At 41.3% G+C, this 19,468-nt stretch carries 15 protein-coding genes; 5 read left to right on the top strand and 10 right to left on the bottom strand.

Going from position 1 to position 19,468, the window contains the following annotated elements; all coding sequences use genetic code 11:
* Nucleotides 1-30: 30 nt before the first annotated feature.
* From glyS to tusA, 3 genes are all read right to left on the bottom strand, one after another.
* Nucleotides 31-2,103, bottom strand: a complete 2,073-nt coding sequence (gene glyS, locus CXF93_RS16745; protein ID WP_101063670.1) for a glycine--tRNA ligase subunit beta — start codon at nt 2,101-2,103, stop codon at nt 31-33.
* An 8-nt stretch (nt 2,104-2,111) separates the two neighbouring features.
* Nucleotides 2,112-3,023 carry a glycine--tRNA ligase subunit alpha gene (glyQ, locus tag CXF93_RS16740; protein WP_101063698.1) on the bottom strand — a complete coding sequence of 304 codons (912 nt, stop codon included), beginning with the start codon at nt 3,021-3,023 and terminating at the stop codon, nt 2,112-2,114.
* Nucleotides 3,024-3,228: 205 nt separating this feature from the next.
* Nucleotides 3,229-3,477 (bottom strand): sulfurtransferase TusA, encoded by a 249-nt coding sequence (tusA, locus tag CXF93_RS16735; protein WP_101063669.1) that lies wholly within the window; start codon nt 3,475-3,477, stop codon nt 3,229-3,231.
* Nucleotides 3,478-3,631: 154 nt separating this feature from the next.
* Here tusA and CXF93_RS16730 point away from each other — a divergent pair, with 154 nt between their 5' ends.
* The gene (locus CXF93_RS16730) at nt 3,632-3,856 is read left to right on the top strand and encodes a hypothetical protein (protein ID WP_101063668.1); all 225 of its coding nucleotides are present in this window, start codon (nt 3,632-3,634) and stop codon (nt 3,854-3,856) included.
* Nucleotides 3,857-3,961: 105 nt separating this feature from the next.
* Here CXF93_RS16730 and CXF93_RS16725 read toward each other — a convergent pair whose 3' ends face one another.
* A complete protein-coding gene (locus CXF93_RS16725; RefSeq protein ID WP_101063667.1) occupies nt 3,962-4,939 on the bottom strand; it encodes a GlxA family transcriptional regulator in 978 nt (325 codons plus the stop codon).
* A 190-nt stretch (nt 4,940-5,129) separates the two neighbouring features.
* On the opposite strand from CXF93_RS16725, the gene CXF93_RS16720 reads away from it, so the two are divergent.
* Entirely contained in the window at nt 5,130-6,980 is a 1,851-nt protein-coding gene (locus CXF93_RS16720) for a beta-ketoacyl synthase (protein ID WP_101063666.1), read from the top strand.
* 35 nt (nt 6,981-7,015) lie between these two features.
* Here CXF93_RS16720 and yccS read toward each other — a convergent pair whose 3' ends face one another.
* The 6 genes from yccS to fadB form a co-directional block, all read right to left on the bottom strand.
* Nucleotides 7,016-9,181 (bottom strand): YccS family putative transporter, encoded by a 2,166-nt coding sequence (yccS, locus tag CXF93_RS16715; RefSeq protein ID WP_101063665.1) that lies wholly within the window; start codon nt 9,179-9,181, stop codon nt 7,016-7,018.
* A gap of 40 nt (nt 9,182-9,221) precedes the next feature.
* On the bottom strand, nt 9,222-10,490 hold the full coding sequence (locus CXF93_RS16710; RefSeq protein WP_101063664.1) for an ABC transporter substrate-binding protein: 1,269 nt from the start codon (nt 10,488-10,490) through the stop codon (nt 9,222-9,224).
* Nucleotides 10,487-11,956: an ATP-binding protein gene (locus CXF93_RS16705; protein ID WP_101063663.1), complete on the bottom strand. Its 1,470-nt coding sequence runs from the start codon at nt 11,954-11,956 to the stop codon at nt 10,487-10,489. Before CXF93_RS16705 ends, CXF93_RS16710 begins: the two co-directional genes overlap by 4 nt.
* Nucleotides 11,946-12,659: a response regulator gene (locus CXF93_RS16700; RefSeq protein ID WP_101063662.1), complete on the bottom strand. Its 714-nt coding sequence runs from the start codon at nt 12,657-12,659 to the stop codon at nt 11,946-11,948. The genes CXF93_RS16705 and CXF93_RS16700 overlap by 11 nt, the downstream gene beginning before the upstream one ends.
* A 141-nt stretch (nt 12,660-12,800) precedes the next feature.
* Nucleotides 12,801-13,970, bottom strand: a complete 1,170-nt coding sequence (gene fadA / locus CXF93_RS16695) for an acetyl-CoA C-acyltransferase FadA (protein ID WP_101063661.1) — start codon at nt 13,968-13,970, stop codon at nt 12,801-12,803.
* Between the two features lie 21 nt (nt 13,971-13,991).
* Nucleotides 13,992-16,136 carry a fatty acid oxidation complex subunit alpha FadB gene (gene fadB / locus CXF93_RS16690; RefSeq protein WP_101063660.1) on the bottom strand — a complete coding sequence of 715 codons (2,145 nt, stop codon included), beginning with the start codon at nt 16,134-16,136 and terminating at the stop codon, nt 13,992-13,994.
* Between the two features lie 497 nt (nt 16,137-16,633).
* On the opposite strand from fadB, the gene CXF93_RS16685 reads away from it, so the two are divergent.
* Genes CXF93_RS16685 through hemG form a run of 3 tightly spaced genes read left to right on the top strand, consistent with a single transcriptional unit; the run spans nt 16,634 to nt 19,261 of the window.
* Nucleotides 16,634-17,254 carry a YigZ family protein gene (locus CXF93_RS16685; protein WP_017223440.1) on the top strand — a complete coding sequence of 207 codons (621 nt, stop codon included), beginning with the start codon at nt 16,634-16,636 and terminating at the stop codon, nt 17,252-17,254.
* Between the two features lie 21 nt (nt 17,255-17,275).
* Nucleotides 17,276-18,733, top strand: a complete 1,458-nt coding sequence (locus CXF93_RS16680; RefSeq protein ID WP_101063659.1) for a TrkH family potassium uptake protein — start codon at nt 17,276-17,278, stop codon at nt 18,731-18,733.
* A 12-nt stretch (nt 18,734-18,745) separates the two neighbouring features.
* Nucleotides 18,746-19,261, top strand: coding sequence for a menaquinone-dependent protoporphyrinogen IX dehydrogenase (gene hemG / locus CXF93_RS16675; protein WP_101063658.1), 516 nt, complete (start codon nt 18,746-18,748; stop codon nt 19,259-19,261).
* The last annotated feature ends 207 nt before the right edge of the window (nt 19,262-19,468 follow it).

Here is a 19,468-nt window from a genome sequence, read left to right as displayed (position 1 = left end):
TTTTTTGGTCGTGCAATTTTAAATTAACAATTACTTCTGTAGAACAGAAATATCAGCTACATTTAAGAATTGATTGCGTAGGGTATTAAGCAGTGTTAAGCGGTTAATTTTAAGCGCTTCATCATCAGCCATTACCATTACGTTATCGAAGAATGTATCTACAACATCACGTAGTTCTGATAATTCTGTTAGTGCTTGTTGGTAATCACCAGCGGCAAATAATGGCGCCAGTAATTCAACTTTAGCCGCTACTGCAGAAGCTAATGCTTTCTCAGCATCTTCTTGAAGTAGTGAAGTATCAACAGTCGCGTTTAGTTCACCCTCAAATTTAGCTAGGATATTACCAACACGTTTGTTTGCTGCTGCTAGTGTTGCTGAAGCATCTAAACCTCGGAAGTGATTAACAGCCTTAACACGCTTGTCAAAATCAGCTGGTTTCGTTGGGCGACGAGCAAGTACTGCTTGAATAACATCAACGCTGATACCTGCATCTCTGTACCATGCAGGGAAACGACCAAGTACAAACGCAACAACATCAGTTGATACATTTTGGTTTGATAGTTTGTCACCGAATAATGCTTTCGCAGTATCAACTAAATCAACAAGATCGAGCGGTAAGTCTTTTTCGATAATGATACGCAGTGTACCAATCGCTGCACGGCGAAGTGCAAACGGGTCTTTATCACCTTTAGGGATTTGACCAATACCGAAGATACCCACTAGCGTATCAAGTTTGTCTGCAAGTGCTACTGAACAAGCAACCAATGATTCAGGTAGACGATCACCAGCATAACGTGGCATGTACTGCTCGTTAAGTGCAACTGCTACTTCTTCTGCTTCACCGTCGTTACGAGCATAGTGCATGCCCATCACACCTTGAACGTCAGGGAATTCTACCACCATGTCTGACATTAAGTCAGCTTTAGCTAATAGACCTGCGCGTTGTGCGTGCTCGGTATTTGCTGAAATTTTACCAGCAATAGCGGCGGCTAAATCTGCAATACGTTGTGATTTTTCTTTTAATGTACCTAGTTGTTTTTGGAATAAAACAGTTTCTAGATCAGCAAGACGACTTTCTAAAGTACGTTTCTTATCTGTATTAAAGAAGAATTCAGCATCTGCTAAACGTGGACGAACAACTTTTTCGTTACCTTCAATTACGCGTCTCACATCTTTACTGATGATGTTTGAAACAAAGATGAATTTAGGTAAAAGTTCACCGTCAGTGCTTAACATTGGGAAGTACTTTTGGTTGTCTTTCATCGTGTAGATCAAAGCTTCCGCTGGTACGTCTAGGTAACGTTCTTCAAAGTTACCTACTAATGTTACTGGCCATTCTACTAGAGAAGTTACTTCTTCAAGTAGGTCTTCTTCGATTTCAGCAACACCACCATGTTCGCTTGCAGCAGCAATAACTTGCTTACGAATGACATCTTTACGACGTTCGTAATCAACCATTACCATGCCGTGGTCTTCAAGAAGATCAACATAGTTGTCAGCGTGTGGTAATTCAAAATCACCTTTACCTAGGAAACGGTGACCGCGAATAGTACGCGCCGCTTTAATTCCTAAGATTTCGCCTTCAAGCGCTTCAGCACCAAATAACATAGTAATTGTATGCACTGGGCGAATGAATTGAATCGGGCTATCGCCCCAACGCATTGGCTTGCTAACCGGTAGTTTAGCTAAAGAAGTAGCAACCATGTCAGCAACAAGTGCTTGAGTGGCTTTACCTTTAACTTCAGATTTATGCAGTAACCATTCGCCTTTGTCTGTTTTTACTCGGCCAGCTTGCTCAACAGTAATACCGTTGCCGCGTGCCCAGCCTTGTGCCGCTTTCGTTGCGTTTCCGTCAGCATCGAATGCAACAGAAACAGCAGGACCGCGTTTTTCAATGACTTTATCAGCTTGTGCATCAGCAAGTGCTGTTACTGTTAATGCTAAACGGCGAGGTGCTGCCATCCAATTAACGTCAGTAAATTCTAAACCGGCTTTTTCTAGCTCTGCTTGGAAGTTTGCTGCAAATGCTTCAGCTAAAGTACGTAACGATTTTGGTGGTAACTCTTCAGTACCAATCTCGATTAATAAGTTTTCAGTTGCCATGCTACTTCCTATTTGTCTTTTTTACATAACGGGAAGCCTAGCGCTTCACGAGATGCGTAATACGCTTCAGCAACACCTTTAGAAAGGGTACGAATACGTAAAATATAACGTTGACGCTCAGTCACTGAGATTGCATGACGCGCATCTAGCATATTAAATGCATGGCCAGCATCAAGAATACGTTCGTATGCTGGTAGTGGTAGCGGCACTTCTAAATCTAGTAGTTTTTGCGCTTCTTTTTCACTTTCATCAAAGAGAGTAAAGAGGAAATCAACATTGGCATGTTCAAAATTGTAAGTTGATTGTTCAACTTCATTTTGGTGGAAAATGTCACCGTATTTAACAACACCGAGTGGACCATCTGTCCATACGAGGTCGTATACGCTGTCTACATCTTGGATATACATCGCAAGACGTTCAAGACCGTAAGTCATTTCACCAGTAACGGGTTTACATTCAAGACCACCAACTGCTTGGAAGTAAGTAAACTGAGATACTTCCATACCGTTTAGCCAGATTTCCCAACCTAGACCCCAGGCGCCCAATGTTGGGTTTTCCCAGTTGTCTTCTACGAAGCGAATATCGTGAACTAATGGATCAAGACCAACTTCTTTCAGTGAGTCCAAGTATAATTCTTGGATGTTCGCTGGCGATGGTTTGATCACTACTTGGAATTGATAGTAGTGTTGTAAACGGTTTGGGTTTTCACCATAACGGCCATCGGTAGGACGACGTGATGGTTGCACGTAAGCATATGCCATTGGCTCTGGCCCTAATGAACGTAAAAACGTCATCGGGTGAGAGGTGCCGGCACCTACTTCCATATCGAATGGTTGCACAATCGCACAACCTTGACGAGCCCAGTAATCCTGCAGTGCTAGGATCAGCCCTTGAAAAGTTTTAACATTGTAATTTGACATGATATCAGCACAATAAAGCAAAGAAATAATCACCAAAGTATACCTGTTGAGCAGATATGAATATAGGGTAAATTACAATATTTGGTCTTGTTAGTGTGGTTTTTTCAGCTATTTGCGTTGGCATAGCGATTTGATGCGAGAAAAGTTGTCTGCGGGATAATCGTCACGCGAATATGTCATGGCGCTATTCGCGTGTCTAGAAGGACTAATTTACGCCTTTTTTAATCAGGTATTGATACGGTAATTGTTCTGTTTGGCTGGCCATTAAGGTGTGATCCATAAACTGACAAAAGCTAGGGATATCACGCACAGTCGCGGGATCGTCAGCAATAATTAATAAAGTTTGGCCATCATCGAGTTTTCTTACTGTTTTTCGTACCATCATCACAGGTTCTGGACAGCGTAAACCAAGGGCATCTAGTTCATGTTCTGGATTCGAAAATAATGGATTCATCAGGCTTTCTCTATGTGGTCAATGTACGTAAATAGACTAATATTAATAAGTGGTGGTAATTAAATATTGGTAAATCACCATTATGTTGTTAAATTGTTAATAACCGCGTGATATTCATATTGCGCCGTTAAGTAACCATCAACAAGGAGTGTGTATGTTACTACAAGCCAGTGGCAGACTAAAAGTATATTCTTCAATCGCTTTTTTTTCACTATTAATCATGCTTATGGAAGTGCCTATTGCCGATACCGGTACTTGGCTAGGGGTATTAAGTATTGTTGGGATCGCAGTTTGGGTCGAATTAAGTGATTATTTTGTCGAAGAAGATAACACTGAAGACAAAGCTGAAAAAGTCGAACACAAAGACGATAATAAGTAAAAATAGCAGAGGGTATATCGCCCTCTGTTTTACTCGCTAGCAACTAATGTCCTACCAAATTCGAATTTATGCCGACCTTACTATCAATGAAGATGATCACCAGCCCTACGAGGCGAAAACTTTAGCTTTAACCATGTCTCGATATTGTTTTGGAGCCATATCAAAGTGTTGCTCGAATTTTTTCTTGAAATAATATGCATCACGAAAACCAACTTGTTCGGCGACATCACACATGGTGAGGCCAAAGTCGCGTAATAGCACTTGTGCGGTCTCTAGTCTAAGCGTCAACAAAAACTGATTTGGCGTTTGTCCTACTTGTTGTTTGAAGCGGCGATTGAAAGTTCGCAGCGGCAGTTGGCAAACATCGGCAACCATTTGATTAGTGATCACTTTGGCCATATTACGTTGCATCCAATCTTGCGCGAGGGCAATCGATTCATCAAATTGTACTTGACCACCAATTTGGTAAAAAGGTTGCTGCTGAGTTCGAGATATTTCATGAGAAAAATGGTTTTCAATCACGCTGGCGATCTTCTTACCAAACATTTCGTTAATTAAAAACAACATCATTTCAGATTGTGAGTTAATACTACCAGCACAATATAAGCCGTTTGCTGCCGTGATAGAAGCTTGACGATTAAGTTTTACTTGTGGGTAATGTTGGCTAAATTGATCGTAAAAATACCAGTGCGTTGTGGCGGGTAAACCATCAAGCAAACCTGCTTCGGCTAACCAGCAAACCCCTGTGCCTGTCGATAGTATTTTGGCTCCCTTATTATATTGTTGATGCAACCAAGGAATAACTTCTGGATGCTTAATTATTGATACTAAAGGATTACCCCACATAGGCGGAAAGATAACAAGGTCAAATTCTTGCTCGCATTCAAAGGTGAGATCGGGTTGTAAGCGTAATCCCGCTGTGAGTGACTTGGCGCCTAAACTTGTCGAAATTAATTTTATCTCTAACGGGTCTTGATGCTGCGTTTTTCGATCGCGTAAGCGTGATGCGCCCGATAGCATTTCTGCCGCTAAGGAGATCCCAGTGACTAACGCTTTATCATATAGTACAAATCCAATTTTCACATCAAGCTCCGATTCTATGGCGTTCTAAATTTAGACTATCTATTTATTTATGGTTCAGTGCCTTGCTTTTATAGACTAAAAAACTGCATTGGCACAAGTGTCGGGAGAAATGGCACAGTTGAAAGTGTATTGTTAGTATAACTTGCTAGACTAGCTAGCAATAGCTGAGATTCGAATGAGATGTAATAAAATGGCAAAGTTACCGTTAATTGTTGGTTTAGGTGGGATTAATGCGGCCGGACGTAGTTCTGGTTTCCACAGTTATAAGCGTTTAGTGTGTGATGCCCTGACTGAAGATGTCATGGCAAGTACCTGGCAGGATCTCGCGCAACGAATGGGATTAGATACTAACGACATTAATGCCGATATTATTGCCCAGATTAAAGCCGGTACATTAGTGCGCCGTACCACTAGCTTTGATCCAGACGCGGTACCTTTTCAGCGTAAAGCTAAATTAGCCGCTGGTATGACGCCAATTACATTCCAATTAAAAAAATCTAAATTACCTCACACGATCCCGGCTAATTGGCTACTTAGTGATATTGATAGTAAAACTGTTGAAGTCGTTGTGGAAGGTGATTTTGATGCGTTAATTAATGACACGATTGCTTATCCAGTATCAAGTGCCGGTAATATTCCAACCGGTTTTGAACTCGATAAATTATATAATTCACGTTCGCATCCGCGCGGTCTAAAGTTAACGGTATATGGTGCTTCCGACGCGCTAAATTCATTGGGTATTGATTGGGATAGCATACTTGAATTAATTAACCCTGATGAAGTTTCTGTTTATGCCGGTAGTGCATTAGGGCAAGTTGATGAGAATTCATTTGGCGGCCTGCTTTCAGCTTATTTTAAAGGCGGCCGTGTAAGCACTAAAATGATGGCAATGGCGTTAGCCGAAATGCCTGCTGACTTTATTAATAGTTATGTTATCAACAGTGCTGGCACAACGGGGACCAATATGGGCGCTTGTGCTAGCTTCCTGTATAACCTGCGTCAGGGGATGTTAGATATCCAATCTGGTAAGTCAAAAGTCGCTATCGTAGGTAACGCTGAAGCACCTGTTGAAACAGGTGTGATGGAAGGTTTCCGCGTGATGGGGGCATTAGCTGAAGATGACCAGCTAAAAGCATTGGATGGTAGTGATAGCGTGGATAATCGCCGTGCTTGTCGTCCATTTTCATCAAATGCTGGTTTTACTATGGCGGAATCTGCACAATTCGTGGTACTGATGGATGACGAGCTAGCACTAGAGCTCGGTGTGTCTATTTATGGCTCTGTTGCCGATGTATTTATTAATGCTGATGCCAATAAAAAATCTATTTCAGCGCCAGGTATTGGTAACTACGTGACAGTGGCGAAAGCGACAGCATTAGCTAAAGCAATTTTAGGCGAGGGTGGCTTACAACATACCTTTGTCCAAGCTCATGGTACTGGTACGCCGCAAAATCGCGTTACTGAAAGTCATATTTTGAGTGAAGTAGCGGCTAGTTTTAATATCAAAAATTGGCCTGTTACTGCGATTAAATCGTATGTTGGCCATTCAATGGGTGCCGCTGCAGGCGATCAATTAGTGGCATCACTTGGGGTATGGCAGCATGGCTGGATCCCTGGTATTAAAACCATCGATCATATTGCTGATGATGTCCACCAAGCTAACCTTAACATTTTAACTGACCATCAGTTTGTGGGTGATAAAGGCCAAGAGATGAAAGCGGTACTGTTGAATGCCAAAGGATTTGGCGGTAATAATGCTACTGGCCTGATATTATCTCCCCTGCAAACATTAACCATGCTCGAAGCGAAGTACGGTGCGTCAGTAGTGAATGCTTACCAAAAAAAGAATAACCAGATCCAACAGACGGCAGCAACGGCTGATAGTAATGCCTGCGGTGGTGATGAAAATATCCGTTATGCATTTGGTAATGCGGTGATTGATGAAAGTGGTGTGAAGATCACGACTGAAGAAGTGCGTTTACAAGGTTTTGTAAACGCAATCAAGTTAGCGCAAGATAATCCGTATCACGATTATAGCTAGTTCGTTCACGCGAGTAGATTTACTCCCCTTGCACGTTAAGTTCGTGCAAGGGGATATGTGACGAGATTCATATCATCTGCCATCACTTGTAACTCTTCAGTGATTTCCACGAGCTGCTTCAGCTTTTGAATTAATAATAACGTATGTTTATGGCTATCATTTTCATAGCTTTTTAGTAACACCTCTATCTCACTAATATAAGCCTTATCGACATTAACGGGCGTTAAGATTGTACCCTGTGTTTGCTCTAATGCGCGGCTAATTAATTGTGCCACTAAAGCTAAATCTTGCTGTAATCCTGCATCAATAATTTTATTTCTGTGCACACCTAAGGCTGATAATGCCGATAACATAGCGTGATTTCGACGTGAAATATCGTATACATGATTCAGTTTATGACGCTTATCGTTGGGTTCAACTTGCATGTCTTTCCAGGACGCGATCAAATTACTATCGGCGACATAGGCTTTACGACGGGAGACTCGATACGGTAAATCATTATTTTTTCCCGAAACATATTGTTTAATTATCTCATTAAAGTAATTTTGATTAGCGATGATGGCTTCGACTAAATATTTAGGGAATTGCTTATATTGCCAGTTTGGAAGTACTAACTTAGCTAGCAGGAAAGCAATACTACACCCAGTTAACGTATCAATGATCCGTGGGATCGTGACAACATAACCTTGTTGGTAGAGTACGTTAAATGCTAATAATACCAGCAGGGTAATATAGGTCACCGCTCTGCTGTAATTTTGGCGTAAATAGTAAAAGAACAGAAATGCCGATATCGCCAATAAAAATAATTGGCTACGTTCCGTTGGGAATAGGTATAACAAGGTTGCACCTATAATAATACCCATCAGTGTACCGCTAATACGCTGCTTTAGTTTTACTCGCGTGGCGCTGTAACTGGGTTGTAGTACAAATAATGTTGTTAATACCACCCAATAACCATGTAAATCAGAAGCTAAAATAATACCAATGCCTAAGGCGATACCTAAGGTCAAACGAATAGCATGACGAAATACTGGACTCGATAAATGTAATGCATTACTGAGGCGTTGTAATACCGGTAGTCGTTCGCGTGGCGCCATGACTAAGAACGCTTGATCGTTTTGCGGTTCGCTGTTAATTAATAATTCATCTGCCTTACATAAATTCCGAAATAATAGTTTTAATGGGCCAAAGAGTTGCCATTTCAGCGACTTTTCCAATGTCAGTAATTCTTGTTTTAAAATGGCTAACGACCAAGTCAAACCATGATCATGTTGATAGGCTTGCTTGTATAGGGTGGCGTGACCACGCTGGGTACACGCGTCGGCAAGTTGTTTTAATACTTGCTCGAAACCTGCAATAATTAAATCATTATTTAAATTACGTTTTAACGAATCGTAATGAAAATGGCTTGATGTCATTTTTTCATGCAGTTCTTGGGCTTCTTGATAGAGGTGGATCAAGTGCTGGAGTTCATGAGAAATATCTTTCTCATCTACATGGTAATCAATATTAGTACGACACTCAGACATGGCATTGACGATATTAATATTCAGGGTAGATAAAGTATGGCGGATGGTTTTATGATCGTATTTCGTTTGTGAAAAAAACTTGGATTTTTCTTGTTGGTACAAACCTAAGGAAGAATAAATTTCTGCCAAGCGTTCGCGAATTGGATTATACAAGGTAACCTTAAGTAACACCGTCGAGATGATGAAATACCACGCTGCACCAGCAATCAACAATAACGAGTAAGGGCCAAAATTCACGTTACTACTCAGCACTGCGGCTGATTCGGCATCATGACTTAAGCCAAGCATGGTATAAACGGCAATCATTAACGTCGCAAAACTGATGGTGACATAACGTTTACCCAGTGAGCCTAAAATAATGATCGCAAAAGTAAATAGGCAACTACCAAGTAAAAAGAGCAGTGGATAGGGGAATAACAGACTGACCAATAATGAGGATAAAGTAAAACAAAAAAGCGCTAACAAACTGTTGATAATGCGTTGCTTAATACTGTCGTCACCCTCAGAAATCACGGCTGCGACAATACCCAGTACCGCTGTCACCGAAAATTCAGAAAAGCCAAGAAAGTAGCCTGGGACCAATAAGGTAATTGAGGCGATAAATGCTTTTAAGGCAATAAAAAAATTACTGTTGGCTGCCAAATAAGCCAATTTTTGCCATGATGTTAGCATGTGTATTGCGCTCCGTATAAAATATTGTAGATAATCATACCTACTGTGCTGCTTTTATTGCATTGGTGAGTTGCACTACAGCTGCTTCATTACTAATGCTTTTATCATAAATGAAGTTGCTGATGACTTGTGTTATTGCCGATTGTACATAGGTCGTTGTAGCCATGGCTTGTGAGAAAGTAGGGACTAACGTACCGTCTCGCATTGCTTGTTGATAGTCTTGGTATGCTTGTTGTGAGCAGGGATTAAACTGACGTTCATCAAGGGTGTTAATGATTGGCAAAGAGCCTTTTTTAGCGTTAAAGTCACGCTGCAATGCTGGTGTTAATATGATACTAGCTAAGGTGTCCTGCGCTTTTTTGACGTCTGATGATACACTTCTTAATTTGAAAAAAGCAAAGCTATCAACGTTGTAACTGAATATACCTTCACTGCCTGGAAATTCGATACAGCGTATTTTGGTATTTAATTTCTGCTTTTCTTGTAGTAACTTACCTGCGACCCAATCACCCATAATTTGTATTGCTGCTTTATCTTCAATGAGTAATCTAGTCGATTGTTCCCAAGTCCGATTTTTAGCATTATCATCAATAAATAATGAGATGGTACGTAACTTGGCGAATGCTTGGATCATCGCTGGAGAGGCTAATACCTGTGGGTTTAGCTCGACAAAGGCTTGCTTATATTGTTCTGCACCCAGTATCGATAAGCTGATCGATTCAAATAAGATCGCGTCGGCCCAAGGTTCTGAAGTGTGGGCAATGGGTAAATAACCCGCGACCTCGAGTTGTGGTAATGCCGTTATCAGCTCGGTAAGATTTCGCGGAATTGCAATGTTTGCTTGTTTAAATACTTTTGCATTGAACCATAACCAATTAATACGATGAATATTAATGGGCACTGCGACATAGTGACCTTGGTATTTCATTATCGGCTTAATGAATTCAGGCAGTTTTTTATCCCATTGCTCGCGCTTGGCAATATCGTCGAGCGAGGTAAGGAAGCCTAATTTGGCCCACTCTTGAATATTGTGGCCCTTAATTAACGCGGCTGTTGGCGGATTACCTGACACCGCTCGTGAGCGTAATACCGTTAAGGCGCTATTACCACCGCCGCCTTTAATGGCAAAGTCGAGCCAAGTATTATCTGTTTCTTCAACTTTATCTTGTAGCTCGCTGAGGGCATCAAGCTCACCACCCGATGTCCACCAATGTAATACTTCTACTTGGCTTGCTGAGGCGGAAAACGTGAATAAAAGATGCAATAATATAAACAGTCGTGTGATGCGATTGCTGCTGATGGTATTCATGACTGTGCTCGTGATGAAGGTTTATGCGGGAGTCGTAAGATCACTTTAAGTCCTGAATTTTCTCGATTATGTAAGGTCAACGTACCACCGTGGGCACTGGCAATATTACGGGCAATGCTTAAGCCTAAACCGGAACCATCGGTGTCTTGGGCAATACGCGTATAGGGGGTGAATATATCTTCTAACATGTCTTCTGGAATACCGGGTCCTGAATCAATCAGACAAATAACGATATGTTCTTGTTGCTGCTCGACAATTAGATGTAAAAAATCACCATATTTTATCGCGTTTTCAACCAAGTTGGTTAAGCAGCGTTTAATCGCTAACGGTTTACCATGATAGTGAATCTCAATTTTAGGAAATTCAAAAGTGACTTTTTCTTCATTGCGATTATGGTGTTCAGTAATGTCATAAAGCAATTCTTGGATATCAATTAAGGCATTGTTTTCATGAATGTCGGTATCTTTGACACATTGTAGCGCGCCCTTTACCATCATTTCTAATTGGTCTAGGTCATTATTAAATTTGGCGGTTTTGGCATCATCATTCAATAGTTCAGCGCGTAAACGTAAGCGGGTGATGGGGGTTTTTAAATCGTGAGAAATGGAGCGAAATAAGCGTTCGCGATCGTCGATATAGCGTTTTATACGTAAGTGCATGCGGTTAAATGCTTTAGTGGCGATGACTAATTCAGATGCGCCTTTTTCTGCGAGTAAGGGCTGATCTAAATCCTGACTTAATGTTGCAGCCGCTGCGGCAAGGTTTTTAAGTGGCTTGGTTTGCCAGCTTACTAATACGTAAATCATCCACATTAAATTGGCGGTGATCAAAAAGATAAAAAACAGTTGATCATTACTGACTAAGTTGTCATTGAGCGAGACGTAAGGGGTTGGTAGTAATGCTGCAATGTATAGCCATTCATCTGGTGCCAGCATCATTTGGATGACTAATACTGGCGGATTTAACGGTTCTAAGGTCAATGAATAATGCGCCCAAGAGCGGGGTAATTCCGATAATAGGGTATCGTTGTTCAGCACGTGTAAGGTTTTTGGATGTGAAAACTCGGTCTTAATGACGATATTATTGCCCAGTTTGTCACCGAACACACGTTGGAATTCATCCAGTACCACACGTTTCATTGCGCTATTTTCAACGGGGTCAATATCAATTTCGACTGAATTTAATGATACAAAATAGCGACTGCCACCAAAGTCGCGTAACTGTTCTAGTACGATATGACGATATTGCAGCGGTAAAGATTTAAAGAAAGTCGCGGTTGAAGCGATGTTTTGCGCCATGCCTTCAGCAGTGTTTTTTAAGCCTTCTCGTTCCTTGTCTTTACTGAAGTTATACCAAATACTGGTTGAGATTAATTGCGCTGTCACGATGGATAACAGCGTCAGTAATAACATTCTCGAGACCAAAGAACTGGGTAATTGGCGAAAAATATGTTCTTTAATCGTCATAAGAGACTTCGGTGATCAACACATAACCACGTCCACGGATAGTTTTGATTAATGTTGGGCTTTTACTGTTATCGCCGAGCTTTTGGCGTAAACGACTGAGTTGAATATCGATACCACGTTCCAGTGGCAAGGCTTCGCGACCACGGGTTGCATCAGAAAGCGCATCTCGATCGAGTACTTGATTGGGATTAGTTACAAACAGTTTCAACATATTAAATTCACTACCAGATAATTCCGTCGCGCTATTATCGGTTAAGCTAATTAATTGCCGTGTTAATGTATCGAGCTTCCAATTGGCAAAAATAAAATAGCGGCCTTGGGTTGGTTTGGTATAACTTGAGCGGCGCAACAAAGCTTTAATGCGCGCCAGTAATTCTCGTGGGCTAAAGGGTTTCGCCATGTAATCATCTGCGCCAATTTCTAGCCCAACAATGCGATCTGCTTCATCTGAATTGGCGGTTAGCATAATGATAGGCACTTGCGAGGTGCGGCGGATTTTTTGACATAAGGTAAAACCATCATCGCCGGGCATCATCACGTCTAGGACGATTAGATCGGGGGTATTGGTGGCTAATACGCGTTGCATTTCCTTGCCTTCGCCAGCGGTTAGCACTGAAAATCCAGCTTGATCGAGATATTCACTGAGTAACTCTTTGATCTCAACATCGTCGTCAACGACTAATATTTGCTTTTTTGTGCTCATGCCCAGTCCATTATTTACATTGCGTAACTTGTATTGAACAGCTTGGAGCGGGAAATTTCAAGAAGAACATAAAAAAAAGCCAACTATCGTCATAGTTGGCTTGATATAGATTAAATAACCGTATGTTTTGTACAGTCTTTATTAGTCTTCGATACGCTCAAAGATAGTCGCAATACCTTGACCAAGACCGATACACATAGTCGCTAGACCGTATCTGCCGCCTTGCACTTCAAGTTCGTTGACTAGTGTCGTTGAAATACGCGAACCAGAACAACCGAGTGGGTGACCTAATGAGATAGCGCCACCGTTAAGGTTGATTTTAGTCTCAACAACATCTTCTAAGCCAAGATCTTTAACACAAGGTAAAGATTGCGCTGCGAATGCTTCGTTTAATTCGAATACATCGATATCGTCAATCGTTAGACCTGCACGCTTAAGCGCTTTTTTCGTTGCTGGAACTGGACCGTAACCCATGATTGATGGATCACAGCCAGCAACAGCCATAGACACAACTCGAGCACGAGGCTTAAGGCCCAGTTCTTTGGCTTTGTCTGCAGACATCAGTAACATTGCAGAAGCACCATCTGATAATGCAGATGAAGTACCCGCAGTTACAGTACCGTTTACTGGATCAAATACGGGACGTAAACCTGCGAGGCTTTCCATTGTTGTTTCTGGACGAATTACTTCATCGAAATCATACAATTTTAAAATACCATCAGCATCGTGACCTTCAATAGGTAGAATTTCACGTTTGAAACGGCCTGAAACAGTCGCTGCTTGTGCTAATTTGTGTGAGCGTACTGCAAATGCATCTTGTTGTTCACGTGTAATGCCGTGCATTTTACCTAACATTTCAGCCGTTAGACCCATCATACCCGCTGCTTTAGCAGTAGATTTAGCCAGACCAACGTGGAAATCAACACCGTGGTTCATTGGTACATGACCCATATGCTCAACACCACCAATGATCATCACATCGCCGTCGCCCATTGCGATAGCACGTGTAGCATCATGGATAGCTTGCATTGATGAACCACATAAGCGGTTAACGGTTGTTGCGCCTGCTGTGATTGGAATACCAGCAAGTAATGAAGCATTACGGGCGATATTAAAACCTTGCTCTAGCGTTTGCTGAACACAACCCCAATAAACATCTTCGATGTCATTTGGATCAACTTCAGGGTTACGGTCAAGCAAGCCGCGCATTAATTTTGCAGATAGATCTTCAGCACGAACGTGACGGAATGCACCGGCTTTAGAACGACCCATAGGTGTACGTAGACAATCGACTACAACTACATCTCTCATTTTATTATCCTCGTTCGTGTCTTAGTAAAAAGTTTTGCCGTCAGCTGCGCGTTGACGCAAGCCATCAGTTACTTGGTAAAGCGGTCCTAAATCAGCAAATGAATCTGCTAATTCAATGTATTTATCTAGACCCATAGTATCTAGGTAACGGAATACACCACCACGGAATGGAGGGAAGCCAATACCATAGATAAGTGCCATATCAGCATCACCAGGTGTAGCAACAATACCTTCTTCAAGACAACGAACAACTTCGTTAATCATCGGGATCATACAGCGAGCAATGATATCATCTTTAGTGAAGTCAGCTTTTTCGCCAGCGACTTCAGCAAGTAGTTCATAGCTTTTCGCTTCTGGTGTTTTCTGTACGCGACCACGACGGTCTTTTGCATAAGAATAGAAACCAACACCATTTTTCTGGCCATAACGTGTTGCGTCAAACATCACATCGATTGCATCTTTGCCTGTTTTCGCCATACGCTCAGGGAAACCTTCAGCCATAACAGCTGCGGCATGGTGACCAGTATCAATACCAACAACATCGAGTAGATATGCTGGACCCATTGGCCAACCAAATTGTTTTTCCATTACTTTATCAACAGCAACAAAGTCAGCACCATCTGCGATGAGTTTTGAGAAACCGAAGAAGTAAGGGAACAATACACGGTTTACAAAGAAACCAGGGCAGTCGTTTACAACGATAGGCGTTTTGCCCATTTTAGCTGCGTATGCAACAGTCGTCGCAATTGTTTCATCTGATGATTTCTCACCACGGATGATTTCAACTAATGGCATTTTGTGTACAGGGTTGAAGAAATGCATACCACAGAATTGTTCTGGGCGTTTCAAGTTCTTCGCAAGTACATTAATTGGGATAGTAGATGTGTTCGACGTAATGACTGTGTCAGCACTGACGTTATCTTCTAATTCAGCTAATACCGCTGCTTTAATTTTTGGATTTTCAACAACCGCTTCAACAATAATGTCAGCTTCATCAACTGAGTTATAGCTTAGCGTTGGGGTGATTGAAGAAATCACTTTCGCTAGTTTAGCGCCGTCAATACGACCGCGTTTCAGTTGCGTTGTTAATAAACCAGACGCTGTCGCCATACCAAGATCTAATGCAGCATCGTTGATATCTTTCATGATCACTGGCGTGCCTTTAACTGCTGATTGGTAAGCGATACCGCCACCCATGATACCAGCGCCAAGTACAGCGGCTTTATTGGTTGCTTTACCTGCTTTTGCTGCTTTCTTTGCGCCAGCTTTTAGTGCTTGGTCGCTCAGGAATAAGCCAACTAATGCTTGTGCTGCATCTGTTTTAGCAAGTTTAATGAATGTTGCTGCTTCTGCACCAAGTGCACCGGTACGGTCCATTCTTGCTGCTGCTTGAATTGTCTTCACTGCAGCCGTTGGTGCTGGGTAATGTTTACCTGCTTTCGCGTATACCATACCAAGTGCAGTAGAGAAACTCATGGTCGCTTCAATTTTATTTAGACCTAACGGCGCTTGTTTTTGCGCACGACGTGATTGCCAGTCTAGTTTGCCTGCAATCGCATCTTTAATCATAGATAGTGCAGCATCACGTAATTTCTCGGGTGCTACAACCGCATCTACAGTGCCAAACTTAAGGGCCGCAGGTGCTTTATAATCTTTACCAGTTGTGATCCACTCAACGGCATTATCAGCGCCGATTAGACGTGGTAAACGTACTGTGCCACCGAAACCAGGCATGATACCTAATTTAGTCTCAGGTAAACCGATACGTGCCGTCGTGTCTGCAACACGGAAGTCAGTCGCTAGAATTGCTTCACAGCCACCGCCAAGTGCATGACCGTTTACTGCTGAGATTGTTGGATATGGCAGGTCTTCAATCGCATTGAATACTGCATTTGCTTGTTCCAACCAACCTAATAATTCAGCGTCTGGTAGTTTAAACAGCTCGAGGAATTCAGTGATATCAGCGCCAACGATGAATGCACCTTTGCCTGATGTTTGAATTAATCCTTTAATATCTGAATTAGTCTGTAATACTTTTACAGCTTCAGTTAATGCTTGTAATGTTGCTTGATCAAATTTATTAACAGGGCCTTTCGCGTCATATTTTAATTCTGCGATGCCATCTTCTAATAGAGTGACCGAGAGTTGTTCGGCTTGGTAAATCATTACGTTTCTCCTTGCTAAAGCGATGGTGATCATCAGCTCCGTTTGCTATTTACCAGCTATGTAGGGTACTGGTTGATCTCATTCTGTCGATAATTTCACAATATTTCAACACTTATTTTAAACGGCCGTTTAACTTTTTCTTGGTTGTACGACTGCTGACTAATCACTAAGTAGTATTAATGACGCTAAGGTGAAGTTCGGGATAATGCGAGCGAAATGACTTATTTACCTTTGAAACTGGCTATCGGCAATCAGTTTAAGTGCTTTTTAAGTGTTTAATTTCTTATTGTTAGATTTATTTAGTTTTATTAACTGTAAAGTGTTCAGCTTACAACTGTTTTTAATTGTTGGATGTTTGTTGATGAATATTTAATGAAGATAAATTGGTCATCACTTAACTTTTAAAAATTGTGATCCTGAACCTGCTATTATCAACAAGCATATAACAGTAGAATGGTGATGTTCACCTTTTATAGTAGAATATACTCAGGATATAAATGACAGCGAATAGTCCTTATTTTGTTTTAGAACAGACTTATGAATACACTGAAGAAATAAAAAAAAGCCGTTTTATCACTTATCTTACGCCGACCAAAGGACGCCAAGCGGCGGAGCAATTGGTGCGGGAGATTAAAGCGCTGCACCCTAGTGCGCGTCATCACTGTTGGGCGTTTGTTGCTGGTAGACCAAGTGATGGTCAGCAGTATGGTTTTAGTGATGACGGTGAGCCTTCTGGTACTGCGGGCAAACCTATCCTTAATTGTTTACTGGGTAGTGATGTTGGTGAAATGACCGCTGTTGTTGTGCGTTATTATGGTGGTATTAAATTAGGCACTGGCGGATTAGTGCGTGCTTATGCTGGCGGTGTGCAGCAAATACTTAAATTAATAGAACCGATTGAATGCCTTATATATACAGAACTTAACTTAACATGTGATTATGCCCAAATAGCTGCAATAGAGAGTTTATTTTCAGTATATAATGGTAAATTAAGACATGCTGAATATGGTGAGCGAGTCGTCATGCAGCTTGATGTTGATGCGAGGCATGTTCAAGCCTTCATTACAGCTGTTAAAAATAAAACCAATGGCCAAGTTAATGTCAAAGTGGTCGATTAATATTTAGGGATAAAAATAATAATGCAATTCAGGGCAATTTTAAGAATTGTAGGGATATTGGTTACCCTCTTTAGTGTAACGATGATATTCCCCGCACTGATCGCGGCAATATACAAGGATGGTGGTGGTCTTGTCTTCATTAATTCCTTTGTTTTCTGCATCGTATTAGGCAGTATCTTATGGTACAAAAACCGTAATTATAAAAAAGAATTAAAAGCCAAAGAAGGTTTTTTAATTGTGGTTTTATTTTGGACTGTACTGGGTAGCATTGGTGCATTACCTTTTATTCTTTCTGAACAACCTAATCTCAGTGTTGCTGGCGCCTTTTTTGAATCCTTTTCGGGCTTAACCACAACTGGCGCGACGGTTATTGTTGGGCTTGATGAATTGCCCAAAGCATTATTATTTTATCGCCAATTCCTACAATGGTTAGGTGGGATGGGGATCATTGTACTTGCTGTTGCGGTACTCCCTATTTTAGGTATAGGCGGAATGCAGTTGTATCGTGCTGAAACACCTGGTCCAGTTAAAGATTCGAAGATGACACCGCGAATAGCCGAAACCGCAAAAGCGCTTTGGTACATTTATTTATGTCTCACGGTTGTTTGTGCTATGGCATTCTGGCTGGCGGGGATGACGATGTTTGATGCAATTTCGCATAGTTTCTCAACAATCGCTATTGGTGGTTTCTCTACCCATGACAGCAGTATGGGCCATTTCGATAGTCCCGTAATTAATCTGATCACCGTGGTGTTCTTAATTATTGCTGGGATTAATTTTTCGTTACATTTTGCGGCATTCTCGATTAAAGGCTTCAAGCCTGGTTCTTATTTTCGTGATATAGAATTACGGGCTTTTTTATTCGTACAATTGGCGCTTGTTGCAATTTGCTTCTTTATACTGTTATCTAAAGGTGTTTACGATTCACCTGAAATGGCATTGGATAAAGCGTTATTCCAAGCTGTGTCTATTTCTACTACAGCTGGCTTTACCACGACAAGTTTCCAAGATTGGCCATTGTTCTTACCCGTACTGTTAGTATTCTCAAGTTTTATTGGCGGTTGTGCCGGTTCAACCGGAGGAGGTATGAAGGTTGTTCGTATCCTGTTACTTTATTTACAAGGTATGCGTGAAATGAAACGTTTAGTTCATCCACGTGCTGTATATAAAATTAAGTTAGGAAAAAAAGTATTGCCTGATCGTGTTATTGATGCGGTTTGGGGATTCTTTTCTGCATACGCCTTGGTATTTGTCATCTGCATGCTGGCATTGATCGCGACTGGCATGGATGAGCTGTCGGCATTTTCTGCCGTGGTGGCAACATTGAATAACTTGGGACCTGGGCTGGGTCAAGTGTCGGTACATTTTGGTGATGTGAATGATAGCGCTAAATGGATTTTAGTTGTGGCTATGTTATTTGGTCGTTTAGAAGTTTTTACCTTATTAATTTTATTTACGCCTGCTTTCTGGCGTAGCTAAGTGGAACCTATAATGAAAAAAATGTTAGTACTGTATTCTACCGTCGATGGGCAAACTCTTAAGATAATTAAAGCGATCGAAGAGGCTATTACCAACCAGTATCATTGTGAAGTCATGAGTATTGATGAATGCCAGCATATTGATATGGCTATTTTTGATAAAGTGGTTATCGGTGCATCGGTTCGCTATGGTCACTTGAATAAAAAACTATACCAATTTATTGCTGCCAATAAAGAACAGCTTGAAGCCAAAGATAATAGTTTCTTCTGTGTTAATTTAACTGCGAGAAAAGCAGAAAAGAATACACCTGAAACAAATGCCTATATGCAGGCGTTCTTAGCTAAGTCGAATTGGATTCCCAAGCAGCAAGCGGTATTTGCTGGTGCATTGTTATATTCCAAATATAACTGGTGGCAGACACTTATTATTCAACTGATCATGAAGATAACTGGTGGTAGTACAGATAAAAGCAAAGATATTGAGTTTACGGATTGGGATAAAGTCAGTTTGTTTGCTAAGACCTTATAGTTTTGTCGCAATTAAATTCGATTTGCATTAATTTTGACCTTTTGGTGTTGTTAAAGTGGCCGCTGATTTGTGTTTTTAATGGTTTGTAATGAAACGCTTGCCTATCAATTGTTTTTGCCTATAATAGCGCCCACTGACACGGCAAACGTCGTTCAGTAAGGTGTTTAAAGTAACTTTGGTTACTTTTTAAACGTCCTGAGTGAGGCG

Origin of the sequence: Moritella sp. Urea-trap-13 (genome assembly GCF_002836355.1) — a bacterium.
Classification (GTDB): domain Bacteria; phylum Pseudomonadota; class Gammaproteobacteria; order Enterobacterales; family Moritellaceae; genus Moritella.
Note: the sequence above shows the minus strand (reverse complement) of the source record. Positions and strands in the feature narration are given on the sequence as shown.

Excerpts from the sequence above, each read along its gene's own strand:
- CXF93_RS16730 (WP_101063668.1), top strand. The coding sequence starts at position 3,632 with ATGTTACTACAAGCCAGTGGCAGACTAAAAGTATATTCTTCAATCGCT.
- CXF93_RS16685 (WP_017223440.1), top strand. The coding sequence starts at position 16,634 with ATGACAGCGAATAGTCCTTATTTTGTTTTAGAACAGACTTATGAATAC.
- fadA (WP_101063661.1), bottom strand. The coding sequence starts at position 13,970 with ATGAGAGATGTAGTTGTAGTCGATTGTCTACGTACACCTATGGGTCGT.
- hemG (WP_101063658.1), top strand. The coding sequence starts at position 18,746 with ATGAAAAAAATGTTAGTACTGTATTCTACCGTCGATGGGCAAACTCTT.
- CXF93_RS16680 (WP_101063659.1), top strand. The coding sequence starts at position 17,276 with ATGCAATTCAGGGCAATTTTAAGAATTGTAGGGATATTGGTTACCCTC.
- CXF93_RS16705 (WP_101063663.1), bottom strand. The coding sequence starts at position 11,956 with ATGACGATTAAAGAACATATTTTTCGCCAATTACCCAGTTCTTTGGTC.
- fadB (WP_101063660.1), bottom strand. The coding sequence starts at position 16,136 with ATGATTTACCAAGCCGAACAACTCTCGGTCACTCTATTAGAAGATGGC.
- CXF93_RS16710 (WP_101063664.1), bottom strand. The coding sequence starts at position 10,490 with ATGAATACCATCAGCAGCAATCGCATCACACGACTGTTTATATTATTG.
- glyQ (WP_101063698.1), bottom strand. The coding sequence starts at position 3,023 with ATGTCAAATTACAATGTTAAAACTTTTCAAGGGCTGATCCTAGCACTG.
- tusA (WP_101063669.1), bottom strand. The coding sequence starts at position 3,477 with ATGAATCCATTATTTTCGAATCCAGAACATGAACTAGATGCCCTTGGT.
- yccS (WP_101063665.1), bottom strand. The coding sequence starts at position 9,181 with ATGCTAACATCATGGCAAAAATTGGCTTATTTGGCAGCCAACAGTAAT.
- glyS (WP_101063670.1), bottom strand. The coding sequence starts at position 2,103 with ATGGCAACTGAAAACTTATTAATCGAGATTGGTACTGAAGAGTTACCA.
- CXF93_RS16720 (WP_101063666.1), top strand. The coding sequence starts at position 5,130 with ATGGCAAAGTTACCGTTAATTGTTGGTTTAGGTGGGATTAATGCGGCC.
- CXF93_RS16700 (WP_101063662.1), bottom strand. The coding sequence starts at position 12,659 with ATGAGCACAAAAAAGCAAATATTAGTCGTTGACGACGATGTTGAGATC.